This window comes from Persicobacter psychrovividus, from assembly GCF_036492425.1.
In the GTDB taxonomy this organism is placed as follows: Bacteria; Bacteroidota; Bacteroidia; order Cytophagales; family Cyclobacteriaceae; genus Persicobacter; species Persicobacter psychrovividus.
Map to the genome: position 1 here is coordinate 39,647 of NZ_AP025297.1, position 25,898 is coordinate 65,544.

Genomic DNA, 25,898 nt, shown 5'->3' on the forward strand with positions numbered 1-25,898 from the left:
GCAACAGAGCGTTTAAAAAATTAAAATTGTTCTTTCAAGTGATTTAAAAGGCTTTCCATTTCCTTGAGTTGTTTTTCAGCCTGCTCAATAACGGTCTGCCGGTCCTCTATACTTGCCTGCTTTAAGGCTTTCAGGAAACTCTTATCTGTAAATGCCTTGGCGGGACGTTCGAAGGTCTTTACAAATTTATCAAAAACAGGAATGACCGATGAGGTTTTGGCTTTGCCTGATTTTGTTGTGGCCTTGCTTGTCATTGGAGACTGTACGGTCAACCATTGGTCAAAATTAAATTCATCATCCTCAGCAAGCAGCTTCCCCAAAGTTCTCAGCTGACCAATTCCCATATCAGCAATTTTTTGACTCCGTTCATCAAGCTCTGCCTTATCCACCGTTTCGGGGTGAAGGAGAATATGCATATATGCGGCATCCTTTTTGGAAAGAAAATCAATCGCCACATAAAGCATCTTGTCGTTTCTAAGCGTTCGATCTGTTACCGAAAACATCGCCGAAATAACCTTTGCGGCCTCTTGGGTTTCCTTTTTCAGCTCTTCTGCATAGCGTCTTCCTCGAAGGAAAGAAGCAAAAACGATATTGATGTTACGTCTGCCTAATTGGTTTTTAAGCATCCACTCCTGAACATCGTCAATATTGTCGAGTCCCTGGATCTCAACCACCGGAACCAGTTTTGTGCCTGCTTCAATAGCTGCTTTTCTTCTATGGTGCCCATCGATCAGGATTTGCTTGTCATCAAATGACCACACTTTCAATGGGTCATATACACCATTGGCACGAACAGATTCCAATAATAAATCGAATTCGTTATCCGATAGGGGAGCGATATATTTTTCAATAGAAGCAATCGTCTCAATCGTATTGGGATTACTCAATTTGATTTTTTCCTGCAATAGATTTTCCTGCTGAATCGCTTTGTTCGTAACCGAGGGATGCGAAATCGCTCCGCTGCCGTTCGGACGATTCGGCCGAAGGGGTCTGTTTGGAATTTTAGCCATCTTAAATAACCGTTTTCAATTCTGTAAATAAAGCCACGAAATCATCATAAGCGGTCAAACACGTTTTTGCTTCTCGCTTAAAATTAGGCTCCAGTCCTTGGTTGATGCGGTGCCCGAATGTCACAGGATCATAGAAATTCTTGATCGATTTCTGAACACCAGATAAATCCCTGACAATATTTTCAAAAGTAAATACGCCATATTCCGCCAACAAATCCTGTGTTTCCTGAACAGCAGAAATGTCCTCTTTCTTGCTCAATTTGATCTTATTGAAAAAGGCACCTCCAATTTTTAGTGATGGATTATCACTCTGCAATTCCTGCAAGTAAGGAATCGACTTCCCCAAACCATTCAGTGCGTACTTTCCGGCATCCAATGGCAGGAACACATAATCGGTCGCCAACAGTGGGGCATAGCTGAAAATCGTGCCGATATCCGGACGCATATCTAATATTATATAATCATAATCTCGGCTACACCGTTCAATGATCTTCTTAAAACACTGTAGCTTCGCCATCGGAGATAAAGCCGGGTGATCCTTAACCAATTCAAGCAATTCTCCCCAGTTGGGTAAAACATGGTAGTTTTCAATATCCTCAACAGGTTGCACAACCGCCTCTTCAAACAAGTTCACATCCACCAGTACGTCCATCAACGATTTGACCTCTTCGCCAAAATCCTCTTTACTCAGCCCGTAAGTGGTCATCACATTCCCCTGGTAGTCGGCATCGATCAGTAATACCCGATGACCTTCATGGGCAAAAGCTGATGCCATCGAAATCGCAGTGGTGGTTTTGCCAACCCCTCCCTTTTGGTTCCAGAAAGCAAGTACCTTCGCAGGCGGATTGATTTGATCGAGCAGTTTTGCTTCAGAAAGGCCGTAATTTTCCGCCAAAAATGGATAAATCTTCTCATATTGTTGCGTACTGATACTTGCACCTTCATTGATCAACCTGTGCAGGGTACTCCGGCTAACGCCCGTTTCCTCGGTCATCACAACAAGATTAATGATCTTTTTCTTTTGTTGCAGCCACTGCCCAAGGGCTTTTTGTAAATCTTCCATATCTTAAAAATCAGCGGAAACCATTTCCGTTAATGAAACAATTATGTGTCAAATATAATCATAATAAATGCACTTGGAAATATTATGACACATTTTTGTTTCATTAATTCGATTCCATCGGAAACAGCATTCATATCGACAGAAAACTTATTAACAATAATGCCGTAAATTTTGCGTTTTTAATCCCCAACGTTATTGCCTGTGGCTGCGCCAAAATGATATAAAGCTTGCCGATGCCGTAAATTTTGCGTTTTTAATCCCCAACGGTCTTGCCTATGGCTGTGCCAGAATGATACAAAGCTCGCCGATGCCGTAAATTTTGTGTTTTTAATCCCCAACATTCTTGCTTATGGCTGCGCCAAAATGATACAAAGCTCGCCGATGCCGTAAATTTTGTGTTTTTAATCCCCAACGTTCTTGCCTATGGCTGCGCCAGAATGATACAAAGCTCGCCGATGCCGTAAATTTTGCGTTTTTTAATCCCCAACGTTCTTGCCTATGGCTGCGCCAAAATGATACAAAGCTTGCCGATGCCGTAAATTTTATGTTTTTAAAAAACATCGCTACGTTTTGAAATTTAAGTAATTTTTTGACCGTCAGCTTATTAATAATCTGTACAGTACCGTTAATGTTGGTCTTTTTTCCATCGCTAAATTTTTGTTCCCTAATGAACTGCTATAAATCTCAAGGCCTATTATTTATAGCAGCTTTAATTATGGTTAATTTCAAAAATAAAATCAAATATCGATTTAGATCTTTTATTTCTTTATCTATTTAAGATTTAGGCCCCTTGTAACTCTTTGATGTAGAATGTAGTACAGATGATTTCGCCAACAAAATTACGGCATTCAGCGACAGAATTACGGCATTCGCCAACAAAATTACGGCATTCAGCGACAGAATTACGGCATATTGCCGACAAAATTACGGCATAACAAACAGAATTACGGCATTCTATTCTTAAGGCGGCAAAATTACGGCATCTTGATGGTGTCGCCGATATTCGACGGATAAATTAAGCAATAAAGAGCAGAATCTACCAAAAATAGGCAAGCTAAGTCTTATAATATCAGTGATTAGTGATTTATAGACTCCTAATCAGGTGACCAGGCCCATTGCCGTAAAAAATGTGTTTTTGATACGATAGGTCTTATCTCGGCAGCCCGATATTGAATTATTTGTTTTTTAAATGAAGCCATGCCGTAAAAAAGAAGTTTTTATTCATTTGTTCGTTAAACCGACAAAATTACGGCAGTTTCACTTGCATACTATTTGTCAATATGGTTATTTGTGAGATATTTTTATGCCGTAAATCTGTCATTTATGATTGAAGAAGATAAGTCCTCTGAGTTAGAGGTAGAGTCCATAACCTCAGACAGTGACATCACCCGGTTGAACTTGGTGATTCGCAAAGACAATGAATACATTCAGGGGATGCATCACTCTTTATCGGTAATTCAGCACCGTATTATTTTGGATGCTGTCTGGAAGTCGATGCTGTGCGAGCAGGGGGAAATGACCTATGATTATCCTGTCGATGACGGTTTTCCTTATGTTAAATTGGATTTGAAATTTATCTCCGGTCTCGACAGTTTGCATGAACTTTCGGGAGCGGCGAAGCGAAGTATCCGCACCCAACTTGGTGATCTGACTCGTACCTCTTTCAATCTGAAATATCGGAATAAAAAAAATGGCAAAGACTTTTCAGCAGATTATCCAATAGCCACAGGTGTGGTGGGTGAAATTGGTAGGGGGAAAAAGGCAGATTACAATGGAGGGGATATTTATATCCGTTTGAATGAGGTGCTGATCAATCGTTTCAAGCCTAATTTTGATAAGGGGTATTTTACCCAATACCGTTTGCAAAATGTTTACAATTTATCGAGAGGCCATTCGTGGGCTTTGTATGACCTTTTGCGGCAGGAACTGAATAAGCGGCGCGTTGCTTATGCGGAGCTTGTTTATGAACTGGAATATTTGGTGGAGAACCTGAGCAAAGGAAAATACCGGAAGAAAAATGGGAATATAGATTTTAATGCTTTCAAGACGAGGGTACTTTTGCCAGCGGTGGACGATATCAATGCAGCGGATAAATGTGATTTGATAATTCGTGGCCTGAACTTCATTAAAAGTGGCAGAACAGTCTCGCAAGTGAAGTGGTCCATTGAAGATAAAACCTCTGCCATTGCAAATAAAGATGCGACGGTTGCAGGCGTTGAGGCTTTGGAAGTGCACCATAATAAAAAGGATAAATCTGCCGCAGGATTGCCTGAAGCCATTTTTAATCAGTTATCGCTTTTGTTTCAGGATGGAAATTATGGGCGCAAAAGTTTAACCAATAATATCAAGAGTTTGCTGCTTCAGCATACCGATCCGGAGTGGATTGTGGCAGTGTTGATGCGAATGGTGGAAAAACGAGACGAGATAAAGGCCAAGGCGGCATATTTCAAAAAATCATTTGCCGCAGAGAAAGCCATAAGGGAAGGTAAAGGCTTGCAAGGCCAAATGAGTTTTTCTCCACAGGAGAGCACTAAGGTTACTGAGAAGAATACGCCTCAAAATTATTCATCCACGCAAGGAACCATGGAGCGTTTACAGGAGCAAGAAGAACGTGAACGTTTCGCGTCTATGTACAATGAAAAGCTGAATCAGCTGAAAATGAACTATATTTTTGAATATATGGTTGAAAAAGTAGCTGATTATGTTGATTATTTACAAACAGACAGTCCTGTTTTCGAGCGTAAATTCTTCAGTGAGTGGGAAGCCAAGAAGCCCTCGGAACAAGCTAAACGTTTCTTTGGGACTTGGTTGATTCGAAATTTTGGCACAGCAGAGGACAAGGAATTCCTGGCCGAAGGTTTGGATGGATTTATTCAGCGGCAGGTAGTATTGGCTTGATGGTTCTAAATGATGTAATCAGCAACTAAAAGTAGGCCGCCTATCCATCAAAAAGTGCACGAATTCACCGATCTCATTTTTTAAAGGATTGAATATTACTTGATGATTTGTAAAAATTAGATACCGGTAGTTTTGCGATCATAAGAACAGTTTTAAGTTGCCCGAACCGATGAACGGGCATTCTTCCATGACCCAAAGTGGAGAGGGCGATGGCGTTAGTCATGGCGGTAATCACGTTACGGTGGTGACGATGATGGCGATTTTTTTAAAGAAGAGGAGTAAACTTCGAGCGATGGATTTGGGATGGGGGTGTAGGTATAATTCATCATTCAGGAATCGTAACGACATCATTTCCCCAAAATTCAGTATCTTTAAGCACCATACAAAAAATTTGGATAATCCCATGAGCCAAAGACAAGCATTGCCGATCGGAATACAGACCTTTGAAAGCCTTAGATCTTCTAAGGATGATTTTTTGTATATCGATAAAACAGCGGAGATTTACGAAATGACCAAGCTTAGTGTTGGTTATTACTTCCTTTCCCGCCCTCGCCGGTTCGGTAAGTCGATGTTGTGCTCAACTTTGCAATCCCTTTTTGAAGGAAAGCAAGAACTGTTTGGAGGTTTGTATATCCATGATAAATGGGATTGGTCGGTGAAACTCCCTGTGGTAAGGATTGATTTGAGTGCGGCGAATTATAAAGATTTGGATGCTGTTGAAGCAAGGGTTTGGATTAACCTGAATAGAAATGCTGAATTTCATGGGGTTGAACTGAAGATTGTAGATAGCTTAGGTGGAGCATTTGAAGAATTAATCTTGAGAATTTATCAAAAGTATGATAAAAAGGTAGTGGTCTTGATCGATGAGTATGATAAACCTATTCAGGATACGCTATCGAATGACGATGACTTGGCTTCAAAATCGTTGGATGTTCTTCGTGGATTTTATTCAGCCATCAAAGCCTCAGATCAGTATATCCGGTTTTGCTTCATGACGGGTATTACCAAATTCACAGGAGTTGGATTATTCAGTGGAGCGAATAATTTTGAGGACATTACCCTTGATCCTCAATATGCGTCGATCTGTGGGTTTACACAACAGGAGCTGAATACTTGTTTCGGTGATTATTTCGACGGGATAAATATGGCCGAAGTACAGGCGTGGTATAATGGCTACAATTATCTCGGCGACAGGGTTTACAATCCGTATGACATTTTATTGTTTCTAAAAAAACAAGGTAAGTTTGATAACTACTGGTGGGACTCTGGTCAGCCTTCTTTTTTGACCAAGATGTTTGAGAAAGGAGCGTATGAAACGTACGATCTGGAAAATTTGGAGTTATCTTCCCAAGAGTTAAAACAGTTTACACTCAGTAATTTGAACTTACCCTCTTTGCTCTGGCAGGCAGGCTATTTGACGATTACCGAAGAGATTCAGGAGCCTTTTGGCGGGAGTAGTTATGTGCTTGCTACCCCAAATCGTGAAGTTCGAATGACGTTGAATATGCTCTTTTTGATTAGCCTGACGTCGATAGAATCCAGCCGTGTTTTGAAACGGAATGAAGCTGTTCGGAGCTTATTTAAGAATGATTTGGATGGATTCGAAGCCAGTGTCCGTGCGATGTTTGCTGCCATTCCTTTCAATAATTATGTGCAGAACAATATTCAAAAATACGAGGGGTATTACGCTTCGGTGATGTTCAGTTTTTTGGCCGGGCTTGGGCTAAAATGCAAAACGGAAGAATCCATCTCCACAGGACGCATCGATATGGTGATGGAAAGTCCAACGCATATTTATGTGATTGAATTTAAAGTCAATGCACCAAAACCTGAAGGTGATGAAAGAGGCGAGGCATTGAATCAGATTCATAAGAATAAATACTATGAGCCCTATCTGAATGATGACCGTAAGATTGTATTGATCGGGATGCATTTTAGCGAGGAGAAAAGGAATTTGGATTGGTTTGAGGATGAGGAGTTGAAAATAGATTAAGATCGGTATCAATTAACAAAAATTTGTTACTAAAAAATCCCTGCTATTGTTTTGCCTTCCAGCAATGCACAGCAGGGATATTTTTTTTCCGTTCGTTATCATTCAAGCGGAAGCATAATCAGTATGAAAGCCGTCATCTACACCTAAGTATCGACCACGGACAATCCACTACCCAACAGATGCAGGGCAAGCTCATTCCGAGATCAATGGCCTGAAGCTGCGCGAGATTTCAAGGCTTGGGGACCAAATACGCTCGATGTACGGTTACTAACTAAGCACCTGAAAAGGGGGCAGGCTTTGAATGCAATGGTCAGTAATAGTTTAGCCATTTTTTCATTTTTCAATCTACCAATACTTCCCTCAAGAGGTTTTCGCAGGTTTTTTCTTGTATTCGGCAGGGCTAATGCCAAAAGTCTTTTTAAAAGCTCGGAAAAACTGTAGTCGATTGCCATAGCCAACCTTTTCAAATACTTCATTGATGGGCAATTTCTCTTCCAAAAGCTGAGTTGCCAATTGCATTCTTTTTTCAGTGATGTATTGAAGTGGCGTGCAGTTGGCTTGTTCTTTTACCAATTTATGCAAATGAGATTTACTGATATTCATTTGCTCAGCCCATGTGTCAAGGGTTAAAGTCGCATCGTCGAAATGCTTGTTTGGATATTCGAACAGCGGAAATTCCCCACTTGCAGGAAGGGGGATTTTTTCTTTTTGACTTGAAGTTTGCTGGGCGGCCTTATTTTTAAGCAGGGAGGCCACTCGGATTTTCAGATGCTTGGGATGGAAGGGTTTCGGAATAAAGGAATCAACGCCTATCTCCAAAGCGGCCATACGGATTTCATCCTCCTTCTTGTCAGAGAGCTGTATAATCGGGATGGCATTTGTTTTATGATGATTTTTTATTTTTTTAATGGTTCGATGAATGATTTTATCATTATGATTGGTGTCGAAAATGATCAAATCAACGGTTTTGTGGGTGAAAAATTCAAGCACTTCTTCGGGGATCACTCGGCGATACAGGCTGCAATCAAGCCCGATAATCTCTTTGACCAACAATAAAATATCATTGGAAGGGGTGATGAGCAACACTTTTTTATCGCCACTGCCTTTAAAATCATTTTGTATTCCAATAAATGGCTGAATGACATTAAATTCTTCAGGGTCAAACTTTTCACTAAACGCTTGTTCCTCCCCATTAATGTCTTTTTCTGTGGCGAATTCCAGGCAAATCTTCAAATGCGAGTCCGTAAAATCTATATTCGCTTTCCCTCTGTTTCTGCTCGCCAGATTGTTGATCAAATCATAGGTGTGTCCCTGAGGTCTGAGGTGCTTTTTTATTTCGCTGTTCAGCGTTGCGATGCCTACTTCAAAGCCAATTTTGACCATATCTTCAACCATTTCAAGTTGGATAGCGATATTCATCACTTGTTGCTGATGCTTAATGACCTCACTGATAATTTTAAACGTGATTCTGCGCAACAGCTTCTCATTGGTATAGCCAACAGCGGAGGCGCTGAGCTGCAAATTAAAGAATAAATGCGGCAGATGGGTAAAGGAGCAAATGACCTCATTCAGGACGGTGGAAAAATCTGTCCAGTGCTGATGAACCACCAGGGTTTCCCGTTTCAGCTCACGCCTTTCCTCCAGTTCAAGGTAAATATTCTTTAACAGCTTTGTGTTTTCCAGAATGGAATTGATGATTCGTTGATTCGCAGGAATATGGTTTTTATCATGCAGGATAGTTGCCGCAGGAAGCAGTAAACTGACAGGTTCCTTCACCTCATCAATAATACTGCGGTACATATTGACCATCTCGTCGATGGATTTTTGCTGCGCAGCATCTTCGGATAGTTTCAATCGTTCTTCGCCCTTTTTACGCTCCAGGGAAGCGAAGAGATAAATCCCCGAAATACTTGAAAACAGAACCAACAGCCCATAGATCACCTTTGCAAGTGGGGTGCTGTACCAAGGAGGTTGCACATCGATTTTCAGATGCGTACTCACCGATGACTGCGGACTGCTCTGTCGGTATGCTTTGATCACAAGGTCATATTTTCCTGCGGGTAAATTGGTGTATCTAATGGTATTGGTCGAGGTGGAAGTATAGCTATTTTCCAGTCCTTTGAGGGTGTACTCAAACCGGAAGTCATGATAGAGCATATTGAAAATAGGCACCTGAAAATTAACTGAAAACGAACGTTCCTCGAATGGAAGTTCGATGGCGGGGGTGTTGGGTTGTAAATGGTAGGTGGTATCCTGAGTGCTGAGGTTTAGCACCTGTAAGTGGAATTTCGGATTCTTTTTCTTTTGTATTTCTGAAGGAAAAAACTGTTCAATGCCTTTAGACCCTGCGGCAAGCACCCCAAAAGTTCGGTTGTAGGCAATGGCACCATCATTAAACTCAACATTGTATATACCATCTTCATGAGTATAGTTCTGAATGGCATGGGATTCAAGATCAATAACTGAAATACCCGTGTTGGTGGTCACCCAGGCTTGCTGATCATCGTCGAGGGTTACCGCATGAATATTATTATTATCGAGCCCATTGGATTTATTGTAGATCTGATCCTCAAAAAATTCCAATCCGTTGAATCGAATGATATAAAGGCCATTGGTTGTGGCCAGCAGCAACTGCCCAGTAAGCGGGTTGAGTTTAATCTGAATAACGTCGAGGTAATTGTTCGCTCCAATGTAATTGTTAGTCATCTGATGTTTCAGTGCATTATAGCGAAAGATGCCATTACCGCGGGTAGCAATCCAATAAATGTTCGGTTTTTCCTCGATAATACTGTATACCACAGTATTTGTCAATCCTTGCGCTTGGGCAATTTGTTCTACTTTATCAACCGTAAACTGATGCCCCTTTTGGGATATTTTCAGGTGAAAGACGCCCTTACCGCTTGTGCCAAGCCACAAATCGCCACGGAAATCCTCCGTAATTGCATAGACATGACCAATTTTTTGAAGGAGGCCTTCATCTTCTTTGGAAAAGGAAAAATCTTCAGGGAAACGATATTTACGTCCATTAGGAGCGTACATTAGCATGCCCGGGCTGTCGGTGCCCACCCAAAGATTTTGGTGTTGGTCTTTGAGCATTTTTAGGGTTTTCTCATCGCCCGTGGCGATACTTTTCATCGGTGTATCTTCTTTGAAAACCTTGATTCCATCGTTATTAGTGCCCAGAAATAGGTTTTTCCCATCCACTAAAATGGCGCGCGTGGAGTGGTTGAGGGCTTGCTGATGATCTAAATAATTGAAAGCATAGGGAGAGTTATTGACAATATAAAGCCCATCGCCATCGGTAGAAACCAGCAGGATATTCCTGTTCACCTCACGTACTTCCCATATTTTTGCCTTAATATGCCTGATTTGATCCAGGCATTTGGTCATGTTTCTTACTTTCCATTCACCTGTAGTCAACAAGCATTGTTTTAGTTCTCCTTGATCACTGCCAATCCAAAAACCATTTTGTGACCGGTTAATCGTCGAAGTATTTCCTATTCCCGAAATAATTTGGTTTTGATTCGTTTCGCAATTATAAATTTGCAGCTGATGATTTTTCAGTTGCCGTATAAGTATAGTGCTATTATTAAAGTTGAGGAGTTTCTCGTAAGAACTTTGACCATGAAGGAAAACGTCATCAATTTTTTCCACATGCTGACCAAGGCTTAAAATGGTCAGCTTTTGTTTTTCCTGATCAAACAAGTAAAGTAAATTTTTTCGCACCATAAAGGTGTACTGATCGGAGAGGTCGTATTGCCCCAGCTTTTGCTTGGGCAAAATCAGTTCAAATAGATCTCTTTTCGGATTATATCGGCCAATTCCCCAAGAGGCAATGCTCAGCCAAATATCCTTGCCTGCCCTGAAGAACTTCATTTTGGTTTCATCGAAAGCGGGGATTGGCAATTGCTGAAGGTAATTCTTTGCCTCTCCATTGGCGGTGTTGATACAGCTTACTCCTCGTTTGGTCAGAAGCCATAAATGCTTATCCCCAGGTTGGGGAGGAAGAATTCTTACGATAATATTATTGGGTATCGAGTAGGGGTTATCGTGATTGAAAGTAAAGGTGGTAAGCCGTTTTTCCGTGAATTTATTCAGCCCATCCCAAGTTCCCAGCCAAATGTTACCGTTCGGATCGATGACCGAAGAAGTGATGGCGGCATTTGAAATCCCATTGGTCTTATTGATGTTGAACGATGGGAAATTTTGGGTAAATTTCAGACTTTGTGCCTTTGTTTCAAATACTATTATTTGAAAAAGTACGATAAATAGGTTGATAATCAATTTTTTATGATTGAAAAATTTCATATCCTATGATGTAAATTCGAAAAACTAAATCGTATAATATGATGCAAAAGTAATAGGATTTGTCGTGTGAGCAATAGATTGACCGCTGATATTGCTGAAAATTTTTTAAGACACAAAAGTAACGACATGGATATTGCGAAGAGAGAAAAACAAAATCCACTTTTAGGACCAAATGACTTCACACCACTTTTAGAGAACAGTAAAATTGAGTGTCTATTAAATCCGGGGGTGTTTGAATTTGACGGAAAAGTTGGCTTGTTGTTAAGAGTTGCTGAACGGCCACAGCAGAGAGAAGGAGAAATATCGTTCCCTGTTTTAAATGAAGAAAACAAGATTGAAATCTTAACTTTTCCTACTGACCATCCAGAAATTGACCTCACCGACCCACGGGTAATATTATACCAGGGCAAAAATTACTTGACCACCCTCTCTTATTTACTTCCTGTTTTCAGTGAGGATGGCATCAATTTTAAGGCGGATCCAGCCTTCCCTGCGGTATTGCCGAGTGGAGCAGATGAGGCTTTTGGTATTGAAGATTGCCGAGTTTGTTTCATGGAAGGGAAGTACCACCTGACCTTCACAAAGGTAAGTTCCACGGGTGTGGGCGTAGGATATATGACCACCTCCGACTGGAAAAATTTTGACCGACACGGCATGATTCTGCCAGCTCATAATAAAGATTGTGCAATTTTTACGGAAAAAGTGGGGGAGAAATATTACCTCCTGCACCGACCAAGCAGTCCTGAAATTGGCGGCAACTATATCTGGACCGCAGAATCCATGGATCTTTTGCACTGGGGAAATCATAAATGCATTGCACAGACGAGAAAAGGCATGTGGGATGAAACCCGCATTGGTGCAGGTGCCGCCCCAATCAAAACGGCAGAAGGCTGGCTGGAGATTTACCATGGTGCCAATGCCGATCACCGTTACTGTTTAGGTGCGTTGTTATTGGATTTAAACGATCCCACCAAGGTGTTGGCACGTTCTACAACGCCTATCATGGAGCCTGTGGCGGAATATGAGTGCACCGGATTTTTCGGAAACGTGGTTTTCACCAATGGGCACCTTGTTGAAGGGGATAAATTAATCATGTATTATGGCGCCAGCGATGAGGTGGTGTGTCGTGCAGAATTTTCTATTGATCAGATTTTGAATTCGCTTAAAGACTAATCTGATGAAAGAAAAGATCTTGAACGAATGGAAGGCCTTTAAGAGCCTTCCAAAACAAGTACGCGTATTGCTTGAAACCAATATGATGTACGCTTTTGTATTGCCGATTGTAGAGCTTTTTGTGGGGGCTTATATCATGAGGAGCTCCTCGAATCCTACTTTGGTGATCAAATATCAAATGGCCTTGTACACGGGAATTCCCATCACTTTTTTGCTGAATGGGTATCTTCTCCGTTATGTGGATATTAGGAAATTGTATTCAGTAGGGATGTTGCTCAGTGGGGTTTCCATGACCGTCATGATGCAATTGAAAGAAATGAATACCACTGGCATTATGATGGCCGGTTTGATTATGGGTTGTTCCTATGGATTGTTTTGGTCCAACAGGGACTTTCTGGCCCTTGAAACCACCAACGACGACAACAGAAACTACTATTATGGGATTGAGACCTTTTTCTATACCATTTGTTTTATTGTTGTTCCAGCGGTAATTGGTGCATTTTTAGGGCAAGCAGAGCAGGGCTTGCTTGGAAGTATTGATATTCAGACTGGTTATCACCTGGTTACAGGTCTGGTATTCATATTGACAATCATTGCAAGTATTGTGATTCACGCTGATAAGTTCCACAACCCCAAGCAAAAGCGGTTCATTTATTTTAAATTTGAGAAGCTCTGGAACAAGCTGTTATTGCTTTCTGGCTTAAAGGGTTTGGTGCAGGGATATTTGGTGACGGCTCCTGCAATTTTGATCATGAAACTTTTGGGCGATGAGAGTACATTAGGTACTGTACAGGCTTTCAGTGGGATTGCCACGGCTATTTTGCTGTATTATTTGGGCAGAAAAACCAAACCCAAACACCGTTTGATCATCCTTAGCGTTGGAATTATGATCTTCTTAGTGGGGACACTTTTTAATGCTTACTGGTTTTCAGGCTTTGGGGTGATTGCTTTTGTATTGTGTAAAGTATTGTTCATGCCTTTGCATGATATTGCATATTTCCCTATTCAAATGCGCGTTATCGATGTGGTTTCTGCCAAAGAGAAGCGTAACGAGTTTGCTTATATTTTTAATCATGAATTTGGCCTGTATATCGGGCGTATTTTTGGACTTGGAATGTACATCGTTCTGGCCACCTATGTGTCAGAGAATTTTGCACTGAGATATGCCTTGGTGGTCGTTGCCGCAATTCAGGTATTGTCAATCCCAATGGCAAAAAATATCATTAAAGATTCCAAGAGTTCCGATCAGGAAAAATTAGTTCAGTATGAAGAAGAGACTATTTAATATTGTATTAGTCGCTGCAATTTTTGGTGGCATCACGGCTTGTAACAAAGCCGAGCAAGCCACACCTGTAGCACAAAAAGGCATTCACAAAGTGACTAAAATGCCACAGCATCCGAAGCCTTACCATATGATTAACTGGAAGGAAAAGGCGCAGGATTTTGATAAATATGTTTACGACTGGCACGCCAAAGGGCCTTTCAAACCATTTATCTGGAAGGATACCTCGCACCGAAATATGGACCAGGATACTTATGGTTTATATACCGTAGTGGGAGATGTTCGCCAGGGGGGTAATAAAAATGGCGGAGAGTTTCATGAATCTCTTTGCTCGCTTGGATCATTGCTTGGAGCCGGATTGGTGGGCATCGACAAAACCCATCAGGACGGAAACAATTATGTTAAAATGGTGCAAAACTATTTTAACTCCGATAATGGCTGGAACATCATGATGAACAATACCAGCCCTAAAATTGCACAATTAGGGGGCGGTTACGGTCGCGACTGGTGGTATGATGTATTCCCAAATGTATTGTATTATGCCGTTGCTGATGTATTCCCTGGGGTAAACCACCAGGATCAGCTTTTGCATACCATTGCCAATCAGTTTTACAAAGCGGATTCCGTACTGAACGGCGATTACGATTATTCTTATTTCGATTACTCGAAGATGAAGGGCTTCAAGACCCACATCCCTCATCAGCAAGATGCGGCGGCAGGACACGCTTATGTGTTACTAAACGCCTATCATAAATTTGGCAGCAAAAAATACCTCAAGGGAGCAGAGTCAGCCCTTCAGGCTTTACTTGCGCAAAAGGAAAGTCGCTTTTACGAAGTGCTGATGCCTTTTGGCGCTTTGGTAGCGGCCCGCCTGAATGCGGAAGAGGGAACGAATTACGATTATCAGCATATTCTTGACTGGACTTTTGATGGCTGTAAGGCCAAGGACGGACGTACAGGCTGGGGAATCGTGAATGAAAAATGGGGGAAATTTGATGTTGCCGGTTTGCAGGGAAGCCTCACAGATGGCGGCGGATATATGTTCCTGATGAACACCATTGATATGGCCTGGCCATTAGTGCCTATGGTGCGCTACGACACCCGCTACGCCAATACCATTGGTAAATATATGCTGAATGCCACCAATGCAGCGCGTTTGTTCTATCCTTACGAGATGCCTGACAGTAACCAGTGGCTGCCGAAACGCAAAGAGATTTCCAACAATGTGATCGCTTACGAAGGGATCAAGAAGCATGATATGTACAATAAGAAATCGCTCAAAGGGGTAACACCGGTAGCATTGGGTGATGGACCAAACTGGCAGCTGAATCAGCCGGAAATTTCAATGTTCAGTATCTACGGATCAGCACATGCAGGAATTTACGGAGCGATTATCGAACAGACTGACGTGCCAGAGATTTTGAAACTCAACTGTCTGGCGACTGATTTTTACCGGAACGATGCCTTCCCAACCTATCTGGTTTATAACCCTTATCAGCAGAGCAAAACAATAACCTACAATGCCAAGTCTGAAGGAGCGATTGATCTTTACGATGCGGTGAACCATACTTTGGTTGCTGAAAATATCAACGGGAAAGGGAAAGTGGCTTTGCCGGCTCAGGCATCCCGTGTACTTGTGGAGATTCCTCACGGACAAAAAATCACCAAACAAGGCAAGCATTATGTAGCAGGTAAAACTGTGGTAGCATTCATGTAAAATTTTAGACTCATGAAAAAACAATTATTTTTTGTAGCATTATTTATTGGACTTTTTTCACTCCAATCTTTTGCACAGAGCAAAACAGTCAGTGGAACCATCACTGACAAATCCGGGGAGGGTCTCCCCGGTGTCAACATTATTTTAAAGGGAACAGATACCGGGACGATGTCCGACATGAATGGAGATTATCAGATCTCTGTCAATGGAAAGGACGCCCAGTTGCAGTTTACTTTTATTGGTTACAAACCACAAACAGAAACTGTGGGGGGCCGTTCCAAAATCGATGTTTCACTTTCTGAAAATGTGGAGCAATTGCAGGAAGTGGTAGTGGTTGGTTATGGTGTTCAGAAAAAATCAAGCCTGACAGGTGCGGTAAGTGAGGTGGGAAATGCCAAGCTTACGCAGGTACCAACGCCAAGCCTTGACCAGGCCCTTCAGGGACGTGTTTCTGGTGTTAATGTAACCGCCAATACTGGGGCTCCTGGAGAAGGGGTATCGGTTCGTATTCGCGGGGTGGGTTCGATCAACAGTAACAACGACCCACTTTATATTGTGGATGGTGTTCCTACCAAAGATGCTTTTAACACGATCGCTCCTCAGGATATTGAAACGGTTTCTGTATTGAAGGATGCCGCTTCAGCAGCAATCTACGGATCACGTGCCAACAATGGGGTGATTTTGATTACGACCAAAAAAGGGAAAGCAGGGAAATCTTCGGTGTCTTTTACGGCCGAAACAGGTATCCAGCGCCCAAGCAATACCTTGGCAATGGCCAACCGCGACCAATATGCTGAAATGTATAACGAGGCTGCCCGTAATGATAATGAAGGCGTAACGGATCCGATCTTCATGCGAAAATTAATGACCCCTGAATATATCGCCCAACACCCAGATGTTGATCAGCAAAAGGAAATTTTCCGTCAGGGAATCATGATGAATTACAATATGAACGTTTCTGGTGGTACCGACAAACTGACTTACTCGGTGGGAGGAAACTACTTCCGTCAAGAGGGGATCATTCATAACAGTGATTTTGAAAAGTACAATGGTCGCATCAGTTTACAGTCGCACTTGAACGACCGCGTTAAGTTAGGCTTAAACTTCAATGTTTTGCGCTCAACACAGGAAATGGTTGCGTCTTCAGGTGACGGACTTAATGGCGGCGGTGGCTCAGTGGTGAGATATGCCCTATTCCGCACACCAGGTATTCCTGTTTATGATGAAAATGGGGATTATGTGGATATGCCTAAAGATCCAAACTTTTGGGGTGATGGCTATAACCCGGTAGGTGTTGCCAACAATGCCTATAACAACAAGGTGATTAATCAGTATTTCGGGGATTTGAACCTGAGCATTGACTTGGGCCATGACTTGTTCTTCAGCTCAAAATTAGGACTGGACAACAATTCTTATGAGCAACGCTCCTTCGATAAAACCTGGGGAACCAACGACCGAATCAACAACCCGAATACCTTGACGATTTTCAACGGCCGTTCCACAACGATCTCTTTCTCGAATACCCTTTCTTGGGACAAATCGATCGGAGACCATAACCTGAACTTGATGGCAGGGACAGAGGCTATTGATAATAATGGCTTCAACAACAATGCCTCTCAAAAGGATTTTGCAGATCAGGACCTAAGCCTTGTTTATATGGGTAATGGCCGTGGGGAAGTCAGAGCTTTTGAATCCAAATACGGATACAGCCTCCTTTCATTCTTTGGCCGTGCCAATTACGATTACAATGGCAAATACCTGGCTTCAGCAACGATCCGTCAGGATGGATCTTCCCGCTTTGCACCTGAAAGCCGCTGGGGAACCTTCTACTCTGGTTCGTTGGGCTGGAGATTGGACAAAGAAGGCTTCATGCAACAGTTCTCAAAATTGGACATGTTGAAAATCCGTGCAGGTTACGGTAAAATTGGTAATCAGGATGTTGGCTATTATGCTTATTCAGATGCTTACGGACTGAACGTCAACTATCCTTTCGGGGGAACCAATACCAATGGTTTGGCTTTGACAACTTTAGGCAACAGCAAAATTCAGTGGGAGTCGTCTCACCAACTGGATTTGGGGGTTGATTTCAAATTCTATGAAGGCAAAATCCATGGTACTGTTGATTTCTTCAACAAAGTAACTTCCGACATGCTGACCAAAGAGTCTATCCCACCATCAAATGGTAATGCGAATCCTTCTTGGGTGAACAACGGAAGTGTTTTGAACCGTGGTATTGAGCTGGAATTGGGAACCAATCAAAAAGTAGGTGACTTCACGTTCTTTGCAGATGCAAACGTAACCTTCCTTCATAATGAGGTGCTTGACCTGGGCAACCCAATCTATGGTGGACGTATCGACAATGGGGTAAACATTACCAAAACAGAAGTTGGTTACCCTGTGGGTTCTTTCTTTGTTTATGAGATGGATGGGATCTTCCAGAATAAATCGGAAATTTTGACCTCAGCATTCCAGGGCAAAGATGTCAAACCTGGTGATGTCAAGTTTGTCGATCGCAACGGGGATTCCAAAATTGATGAGAACGACCGCTACCATGCAGGTTCAGCAATTCCTAAGTTCACTTACGGATTGAACCTTGGCGCGGCTTACAAAAACTGGGATATGAATGCTTTCTTCCAGGGAGCAGGCGGGCATAAAATCTATTCTCAGATTAATACCGACATTGAAGGTTTTTACCGTCCGTTTAACGTTACCAAGCGCTATTACGACGAGCGATGGACTGGCGAAGGCACAAGCAACACCCAGCCAAGAGCCTCATGGAAAGGCAAAGCCAACAATACTTTACCTTCGACAAGATTCCTTGAGGATGGCGATTATTTAAGACTGAAAAACATTCAAATCGGCTATACTTTCCCTAAAGCAACATGTGAGAAAATGCACATCAGCCGCCTGAGAGTATATGCTTCTGCCAATAACCTTTTCACCATCACAAAATACTCAGGGCTTGATCCTGAAATGACCGTGAGCAGAAACAGTGCTTCGGAAGGCGATATCGCTGCAGGTATCGACTGGGGAACTTATCCTACTGCAAAGTCATTCGTATTTGGTGTTCAACTTGGATTCTAAGAAACTATGAAAAAGGTAATTAAATTATTGATCATTGTTGCGCTGGGATTCGGAGCAACAAGCTGTTCAAACTTTTTAGACAAAAAAATGGAAGGTGTTTATAACTCTGACACCTTCTTCAAAACGCAGGCACATGCCGAAGCCGCTCTGGCTGGAGCATACAATAGCCTGTTGTACAATAACTCCGCGAACGCCCTTTGGGTGTTCGGAGATATTGCCTCTGATGATGCCGTAAAAGGTGGATTACCTGGAGATCAGGCGGATATTGAGTTCATTGAAAAACACCAGGTACTGCCCAATAATGGTTATGTGGAGCTGTACTGGAAACACTGCTATGAAGGTATCGCCCGAGCAAATAATGTGATTGCCCGCACACCTGCGGTAAAAATGGACGATACGGATAAAGCACAGATTATTGCTCAGGCAAAATTCCTGAGGGCTTATCAGTATTTCAATTTGGCTCGGGTTTATGGGGCTGTGCCATTAAAATTGCAACCAGCAGACAATCCCGAGGAAGTGCACACGCCACTAAGTGCTATCGATAAAGTTTATGCGCAAATCGAGCAGGACCTTATGGAAGCCAAGGATGAGCTGCCAGAAAGCTGGCCAGGTGCACAGCTTGGCAAAGTAACCAAAGGTGCTGCATCGGCACTTTTGGCAAGAACATTCCTCTATGAGAAAAAATGGCAACAAGCTTATGATGAAGCCGCTGCCGTTGAAGGAATGGGCTACCAGCTTGAGCAAGTTTATGGTGATAATTTCAAGGTAAGCCACGATAACAATCAGGAATCCATTTTTGAAGTTCAGCAGGTTGCTGGCATGAATCCAATGATGGGAAATATCCTGAATCAGTGGTTCGCCCCTCGCGACGAAAATGGTTACGGTTTCAATACCCCTACCAAGAATTTTGTTGATGAGTTTGAACAAACGCCTGACGGTGTGGCAGACCCTCGCCTTGATTATACCCTTGGTCGTGATGGCCAGAAATGGTTCGATGGCGTGGACTTTGACCCTTCATGGTCGGCTACAGGTTTTGTAGGTAAAAAATTCTTGCAGCCATTGAGTGAAATTCCAAAAGGAACCAAGCAGGACGCTGATCTTGATGTGAAGCTGATCCGTTTGGATGAAGTGATTTTGATCAAAGCCGAAGCGGCAAATGAGCTGGGCAAAATAGCCGAAGCGGCAACGGAATTGAATAAGCTCCGAAAAAGAGCCCGCGAGGCATATTTATTCGATGAGAACCTCCCTAACCATGGCGCGGTACCTTCGAATCTTTTGCCTGATGTGGTAGCTTCTTCACAAGAGCAAATGCGTGAAGCTATTCGCCATGAAAGACGTGTGGAGCTCGGAATGGAGTCGCAGCGTTATTTTGATTTGATGCGCTACGGAAAAGACTATGCAGAAAAAGCCCTTGGCGAAAATCAGTTCAACTTTGAAAAAGACCGCTATATGCCGATTCCACAAAGTGAACGTGATTTTAACAATAATATTTAATTCAATTTTTTTAATTTTAAATAATCAATACAATGAAAAATTTATTTTTCGCTTTTATCGCCCTCATGTTTGTTGTGGCAGGATGTTCAAAGAGTGACGATGCTGCTCCAGCGCCTAAAGCCGACAAAACCGAATTGGCAAAAACCATTGCTACTGCTCAGGACCTTTATGACAATGCCGTTGAAGGAAACAAAGAAGGAGAGTACATGAAAGGATCCAAGGACGAATTGAATGCCGTTTTGGAGCCAGCAAAAGAAATCAATGCCAAAGAAGACGCTACGCAAGCTGCAGTTGATAACATGGACACCAACTTGAAGGCTGCCATCGAGGTTTTCGAAACTAAAAAAGTTCAGCCAATCGCTGCGGAGGATTTGGTAGCTTACTATACTTTCGACCAGGGTGAAGGCACCACGGTAAAAGACATGTCTGGTAACAAACATGACGGTACATTCCAGGTAGGACCAAAAAAATCAGGTGAAGGTACAGTACAATGGGCGGAAGACCACAATGGTGAAGCTGGTAAAGCGGTATCTTTTGATAAAGGTGCCAACATTACAGTTCCTTACAGCACATTGTTGAACCCTAAAGAAATCACAATCTCTATGTGGGTAAAATATACTGAAAGTGCACCAAGTAACTACCTTATTTCTTTGAACCGTTGGAATGGTTACAAATTTCAGTTGCAAGAAGCCAACAAGCCTTTCTTTACACCAGCAATTGAGCCAGAAGGTGCCATTGACAAAGATTCTGAATCTATCACTTTGGAAAAAGATACTTGGTACCAAGTTGCAGTAACTTTCGGCGAGAATGGAATGGTATTCTATGTGAATGGACAGGAAGCTAAAAACTGGACAGATGCTAAAGGTGTTTTGAGAACTTTGAAAGAGCAAAAAGACCTTATCATTGGTCAGGATATGCTTTCAAGTGAAGTTCAGGCAGACGATAACTCTACTGGCGAGGCTTACTTCCGTGGATCTATGGACAATATCCGTATCTACAAAAAAGTATTGACAGCCGCTCAGATCGATCAAATTTACAATACAGAAAAATAAGCATCGCTGATGCTTTAAATATAGCGCAGTCAGTAGAATGGCTGCGCTTTTTTTATTTAAACGGTTAATCAATGAAAAAGCCTGCTCTACTATTTTTTGCGTTGCTCCTGATTTCTTTTTCAGCCATGGCGCAACATGAACCGTGGTGGAAGTCCACTGTTTTTTATGAAATTTATATGCCCAGCTTCAAGGACAGTAACCATGATGGCAAAAGTGATTTTAAAGGCATGACCTCCAAGCTTGACTACCTGCAGTCGTTGGGGATCAAAGGGGTGTGGCTTACCCCATTTCTTAAAAGCCCAAAGGTGGATAATGGCTATGATATTGCAGATTATTACCAGATAGACCCTGATTACGGTGACCTGAAGGACTTCAAAAACTTCATTAACGAAGCACACCGCAGGAATATTAAGGTGATCATGGACATGGTGATCAATCACACCTCAACAGAATGCAAATGGTTTCAGGAATCCCGAAAGTCGAAAACAAACCCCTACAGGGATTACTATATCTGGAGTGATCAGCCCAACAACTGGGACTCCTTTTTTGGAGGCAAGGCATGGGCTTATGATTCCACAACTCAGCAATACTATTATCATAAGTTTGCAAAAAAAATGGTGGATCTGAACTGGGCAAATCCCAAGGTTAAAACCGAGGTGGCCAAGGTTTTGAGGTTTTGGTTAGAGCTGGGGGTAGATGGCTTCCGCATGGATGTTATCAATTTTCTTTCCACTGACCCTGATCGTAAAGATAACCCTGTTAAAAAAGGGCAGCAGGTGCACAAATTCGATGTGGATCAGAAGGGAGTGAAAGAGGCGATCGGCATGATAAAATCGGTATTGAATGAATATCCTGACAAGTTTTTGGTAGGAGAAGTAGGGAGTGATCAGCTAAAAGTCCTCAAACAATACCAGTCGCCGAAAATGCTTGATGTGCCCTTCAATTTCAATTTTGGCAGTATTCCCCACTTTGATGCCCACCGTATATTTCGGGAGCTGAAGGATATGGAACGGCAGATGCCAGGGTACCCCACCTTGTTTTTTGGCAGCCATGATATGCCTCGGTTAATGAGTCGCCTTGCCAATAATGACCCTGACCGTGCGAGTTGCCTTGCCGCTCTGATGCTTACAGCCAAAGGCGTACCCTTTATTTATTATGGTGAGGAAATCGGCATGACCAACATTATCGCCAAGGACACCACGGAAATCAGGGATATTCAGGCCATGACGCACTACCATTTAGCACGCAGCGCAGGTAAAAATGAAAAGGAAGCCATGCAAGTGGCCAACGACAACAACAGGGACAAATCCCGCAGCCCAATGCAATGGAATGATTTTAGCCATGCAGGCTTTTCAGATCATACCCCCTGGATTAAAGTGGGGCAGGATTATCGACACACCAATGTAGCGGAAGAGGAGCGAAATGAGCAGAGTCTCTTGCACCAGTATAGACAATTACTTCAACTGAGGAGTAATCATAAAGCATTACAGTTCGGCGAGTATAAATACCTCAAAATGAATGCTGATTGTATTCTTTTTTCAAGAGAATACCAGGGGGAAACCATTCAGGCAATTTTTAACTTTTCTGATCACGCCCAGTCGATCAACATTCATCATCAAAAAGTGCTCATCGGAAAAACTGACCTTCAGCCAAATACTTTTTTAATCATTCAGGGAAATAAAAAAATAAAATTTAATCATGACTAAACGTTTATATTCTACCATCGCTTTGGCTTGCCTTGGGTTTTCCTGTTTTGCTCAACAGATTGATATCAATAGGATTGAACAATTTCCTAAAGCAAAGATGACCCCCTACCTGAGTAGGGACTGGAAGCAGGTGAGCAAAAATTATGACCACCTCGTTTTTGACCTTCAACAGTCGGGCCCATATCTGCCTTTGTCGTCGGTAAAAGGCACAGGTTATAATTTCCCTGATATTTCACCCATTTATTTGGATACTTACGTGGGGTCGAGCCATCAGGGGGAACAGGCCGAAGCCATTAATATTTTACCAGCCGTGGTTGGGGCCTCATTGGTGGGCATCGATAAGTCGGCGAGTAATGGCATAGACTGGGTATCGAAAACCAAAGAGTTTTTTAATGAGAAAAACGGTGAATACGTTTACCTGAATAATTATGCATCAAACAGTGGGCATGATTGGTGGTATGAAACCATGCCCAATGTGTTTTTTTACCAGCTATATGATCTTTACCCTGAAGATCAATCAAAATTCAGCACTCAGTTTACGGATATTGCAGACCAGTGGTGTTCGGCAGTGTCCGCTTTGGGCGGAAAATATCTGCCGCAATATAAAATTCCTGATATGGACTATCGGGCGTATAACCTGAAAACCAAGCAGCCTTTGCACACGGGTGTCAAAGAACCAGAATCAGCAGGGGCAATTGCCTGGATTTTATATAATGCCTATCACCAAACGCATCAGTCAAAATATAAAAATGACGCCATGCTGGCCATGGATTTTTTGAATCAATACAAGGGGAATCCTTCCTATGAAATTCAGTTGCCTTATGGGGTTTATACGGCTGCACGGATGAATGCCGAGGAAGGTACTCATTACGACATTGAAAAGATGGTCAACTGGTGCTTTGATCGGGGACCCTTGCGTGGTTGGGGATGTATCTCGGGTGTTTGGGGCGACTATAATGTTTCTGGATTGATAGGAGAAGCCAACGATGGAGGTGATGACTATGCCTTTGTAATGAATGGTTTTCAACATGCTGCCGCATTGGTGCCCATGGTGCGCTACGACAAACGCTTTGCCAAAGCAATTGGTAAGTGGGTATACCATCTTGCACATGCCTCGGCACTGTTTTACCCGACCATCATGAAGGCACAAAATAATGAATCAGCTTCTTTGGCGTGGTCGAAATCACATGATTTTTCGGCAGCTATTCCATATGAATCTATTAAGGAACAGTGGGGTAGCCAATCGCCACTTGCCATGGGAGATGCCATAAAAGGCGGATGGGCAAAGACCAATTTATCCTTGTACAGTGGGTCAAGTGTTGGCTATTTGGCTGCGGTACTCAGTCCTTCAACTGTTGAGGGAATCAATATCCTGAATTTGAACAAAACGGATTTCTTTACGGATACCAAGTTTGAAAGTCGATTGATTTACAACCCCTTCGGAACAGAACAATCCATCACTGTTAATGTGCCTCAGCCTGGCTCATTTCAGGTTTATGATGCCATTTCGGAAAAGTTCATCGCTAAACAGGTCAGCGGCAACATGCAAATTAACCTTCAGCCGGACCAGGTGGTGCTATTGACTTTTGTACCGAGCAATGAAACACTGAAGGAAAATGGAAATCACCTGCTCGCAGGAAATCAGATCGTTGATTATCAATATAAGGGGTTCCCCGCTGAGACGGCTAAAATAATTACCGTGGCCGTGGACGATCCTGAGTTGGTGATGGGAGAACAGATTAAAGCTACAGCCGTGGTCAAGCACCCTGAAGAGGGGACAACTTTTCATTGGCAATTGGGAGACCTTGCAGCAACAACAGATGAGCCTCAATGGCAGTTTGAAGTGCCAAGAGTGCATGGCCTGCAACATTTACAGGTAAAAATGATGAAAGCCCATACTTTACTTTCTCAAAAGGATTTTTCATTTTCAGCACAGCGAAAACTGATTACGGGTATCGAAAGCAAGCTCGAAAGTCCTGTGGCCGTAGGGACAAAAGGGCATTTTGTGGCTAAAGTTCCCGAGGATTTTAAAGGGGAAGTCCATTGGAGAATTCAGGGAGAGCTATCGTCCCATATCGGTACAGAAATAAATATCGATATGCCAAAAACCGCACAGGTGGTGAAGATTGAGGCGATTGCCAAAGAAGGAGATCAGGAGGCCACAGCGGAAGAGCAATATTTGGTTAAAGGTTTATCGACAGATACTCCAAAGCCCGTCTTATATTACTCTTTCAATAATGGGTCCGTGGAGAATCTCGGCAATGCAGGTTCATCGTTTCAGGGGGAAAAGCATGGACTTTTTGCTTATGTCGATCCAACGGGTAAACCCCGACAGGCCTTTCGCTTTGGGAGTACCGATGATTTTATAAAAATACCCAACGGCTCACCGATAAATTTTGATCAACCATTTGCAGTAAGTTTCTGGATAAAGCCATCGGCGATTAAATCTGAAGAACAGTACATTATTTCCCACGGTGATTACAGCCAGCGGTTTAAGGTGTCCATCATTCCAGGGAATATCCTGCGGTTTACCATAAAAACAGCGAAAGGAATCAGTGATCTCGACAGCAAACAGCCATTGGAAAAAGATCAATATCAACATGTTGTCGTTCAATATACGGGTTCAGCCATGGAAATTTATATCGATGGTAAACTGAATCATTATCAGCCCTTTTCTGGCGCATTGCATTCAAGCAGCTTACCACTAATTATCGGGAAAAGTAATGAGCATGCTGACCGTTACGGACTAAAGGCGGTACTTGACGAGGTCAAAGTTTTCAATCAAAACCTGTCGTTGAAGGCCATAAAATCACTGATGTCATTTGATGAAAAACCACTGGAAGCAAGTCGTCCGACCATGAATATAAAAATGTTTCCTGTCCCAACATCAGGTGAATTGAATATCGTAGCAAAGGATCAAATCCAGCGGGTGACGGTCTTTTCCTTAATGGGTCAAAAGGTTTTTCAGACTGAAACAGCACTCAGCCATGAGGTGACCGTAAACCTTGCCCACCTTTCCACGGGAACCTACTTTGTACAGGTTCATCTAAAAAATGGAACCATCATCAGCAAATCGATGATGAAGGTGTAGGTGACAAAGAAAACTTCAGTTTCAAGC

13 protein-coding genes are annotated in these 25,898 nt (G+C 42.5%); 10 read left to right on the forward strand and 3 right to left on the reverse strand.

All coding sequences use genetic code 11. The features are described 5' to 3' along the window. Positions 1-20 precede the first annotated feature (20 nt). Both AABK40_RS21135 and AABK40_RS21140 read right to left on the reverse strand, forming a co-directional pair. Positions 21-1,010, reverse strand: coding sequence for a ParB/RepB/Spo0J family partition protein (locus AABK40_RS21135; protein ID WP_338399256.1), 990 nt, complete (start codon positions 1,008-1,010; stop codon positions 21-23). Position 1,011: 1 nt separating this feature from the next. Further along, positions 1,012-2,073, reverse strand: a complete 1,062-nt coding sequence (locus AABK40_RS21140) for an AAA family ATPase (protein WP_338399257.1) — start codon at positions 2,071-2,073, stop codon at positions 1,012-1,014. A 1,323-nt stretch (positions 2,074-3,396) separates the two neighbouring features. Between AABK40_RS21140 and AABK40_RS21145 the strand changes: the two genes are divergently transcribed. Together AABK40_RS21145 and AABK40_RS21150 are read left to right on the forward strand one after the other, a co-directional pair. Continuing rightward, a complete protein-coding gene (locus tag AABK40_RS21145; protein ID WP_338399258.1) occupies positions 3,397-4,971 on the forward strand; it encodes a RepB family plasmid replication initiator protein in 1,575 nt (524 codons plus the stop codon). 157 nt (positions 4,972-5,128) lie between these two features. Beyond that, entirely contained in the window at positions 5,129-6,964 is a 1,836-nt protein-coding gene (locus AABK40_RS21150; protein ID WP_338399259.1) for an ATP-binding protein, read from the forward strand. 360 nt (positions 6,965-7,324) lie between these two features. Here AABK40_RS21150 and AABK40_RS21155 read toward each other — a convergent pair whose 3' ends face one another. Then, positions 7,325-11,272, reverse strand: a complete 3,948-nt coding sequence (locus tag AABK40_RS21155) for a helix-turn-helix domain-containing protein (protein WP_338399260.1) — start codon at positions 11,270-11,272, stop codon at positions 7,325-7,327. 126 nt (positions 11,273-11,398) lie between these two features. Between AABK40_RS21155 and AABK40_RS21160 the strand changes: the two genes are divergently transcribed. From AABK40_RS21160 to AABK40_RS21195, 8 genes are all read left to right on the forward strand, one after another. Further along, positions 11,399-12,445, forward strand: coding sequence for a glycoside hydrolase family 130 protein (locus tag AABK40_RS21160; protein ID WP_338399261.1), 1,047 nt, complete (start codon positions 11,399-11,401; stop codon positions 12,443-12,445). A 4-nt stretch (positions 12,446-12,449) separates the two neighbouring features. After that, positions 12,450-13,730: an MFS transporter gene (locus AABK40_RS21165; protein WP_338399262.1), complete on the forward strand. Its 1,281-nt coding sequence runs from the start codon at positions 12,450-12,452 to the stop codon at positions 13,728-13,730. After that, complete coding sequence (locus AABK40_RS21170) at positions 13,711-15,444, forward strand: glycoside hydrolase family protein (RefSeq protein ID WP_421953329.1); 1,734 nt, start codon at positions 13,711-13,713, stop codon at positions 15,442-15,444. Before AABK40_RS21165 ends, AABK40_RS21170 begins: the two co-directional genes overlap by 20 nt. Before the next feature lie 12 nt (positions 15,445-15,456). Beyond that, positions 15,457-18,528, forward strand: a complete 3,072-nt coding sequence (locus AABK40_RS21175) for a SusC/RagA family TonB-linked outer membrane protein (RefSeq protein ID WP_338399263.1) — start codon at positions 15,457-15,459, stop codon at positions 18,526-18,528. A 6-nt stretch (positions 18,529-18,534) separates the two neighbouring features. Further along, a complete protein-coding gene (locus AABK40_RS21180; RefSeq protein ID WP_338399264.1) occupies positions 18,535-20,022 on the forward strand; it encodes a RagB/SusD family nutrient uptake outer membrane protein in 1,488 nt (495 codons plus the stop codon). Between the two features lie 32 nt (positions 20,023-20,054). Then, entirely contained in the window at positions 20,055-21,074 is a 1,020-nt protein-coding gene (locus AABK40_RS21185; RefSeq protein WP_338399265.1) for a LamG domain-containing protein, read from the forward strand. A 71-nt stretch (positions 21,075-21,145) separates the two neighbouring features. Beyond that, positions 21,146-22,780 carry an alpha-glucosidase gene (locus AABK40_RS21190; protein WP_338399266.1) on the forward strand — a complete coding sequence of 545 codons (1,635 nt, stop codon included), beginning with the start codon at positions 21,146-21,148 and terminating at the stop codon, positions 22,778-22,780. Then, complete coding sequence (locus AABK40_RS21195; RefSeq protein WP_338399267.1) at positions 22,773-25,871, forward strand: LamG-like jellyroll fold domain-containing protein; 3,099 nt, start codon at positions 22,773-22,775, stop codon at positions 25,869-25,871. The genes AABK40_RS21190 and AABK40_RS21195 overlap by 8 nt, the downstream gene beginning before the upstream one ends. Positions 25,872-25,898 lie beyond the last annotated feature (27 nt).

Bases quoted from the DNA above. Each gene is read 5' to 3' on its own strand.
- AABK40_RS21180 (WP_338399264.1), top strand. From the start codon at position 18,535: ATGAAAAAGGTAATTAAATTATTGATCATTGTTGCGCTGGGATTCGGA.
- AABK40_RS21165 (WP_338399262.1), top strand. From the start codon at position 12,450: ATGAAAGAAAAGATCTTGAACGAATGGAAGGCCTTTAAGAGCCTTCCA.
- AABK40_RS21175 (WP_338399263.1), top strand. From the start codon at position 15,457: ATGAAAAAACAATTATTTTTTGTAGCATTATTTATTGGACTTTTTTCA.
- AABK40_RS21160 (WP_338399261.1), top strand. From the start codon at position 11,399: ATGGATATTGCGAAGAGAGAAAAACAAAATCCACTTTTAGGACCAAAT.
- AABK40_RS21185 (WP_338399265.1), top strand. From the start codon at position 20,055: ATGAAAAATTTATTTTTCGCTTTTATCGCCCTCATGTTTGTTGTGGCA.
- AABK40_RS21155 (WP_338399260.1), bottom strand. From the start codon at position 11,272: ATGAAATTTTTCAATCATAAAAAATTGATTATCAACCTATTTATCGTA.
- AABK40_RS21145 (WP_338399258.1), top strand. From the start codon at position 3,397: ATGATTGAAGAAGATAAGTCCTCTGAGTTAGAGGTAGAGTCCATAACC.
- AABK40_RS21135 (WP_338399256.1), bottom strand. From the start codon at position 1,010: ATGGCTAAAATTCCAAACAGACCCCTTCGGCCGAATCGTCCGAACGGC.
- AABK40_RS21195 (WP_338399267.1), top strand. From the start codon at position 22,773: ATGACTAAACGTTTATATTCTACCATCGCTTTGGCTTGCCTTGGGTTT.
- AABK40_RS21170 (WP_421953329.1), top strand. From the start codon at position 13,711: ATGAAGAAGAGACTATTTAATATTGTATTAGTCGCTGCAATTTTTGGT.
- AABK40_RS21190 (WP_338399266.1), top strand. From the start codon at position 21,146: ATGAAAAAGCCTGCTCTACTATTTTTTGCGTTGCTCCTGATTTCTTTT.
- AABK40_RS21140 (WP_338399257.1), bottom strand. From the start codon at position 2,073: ATGGAAGATTTACAAAAAGCCCTTGGGCAGTGGCTGCAACAAAAGAAA.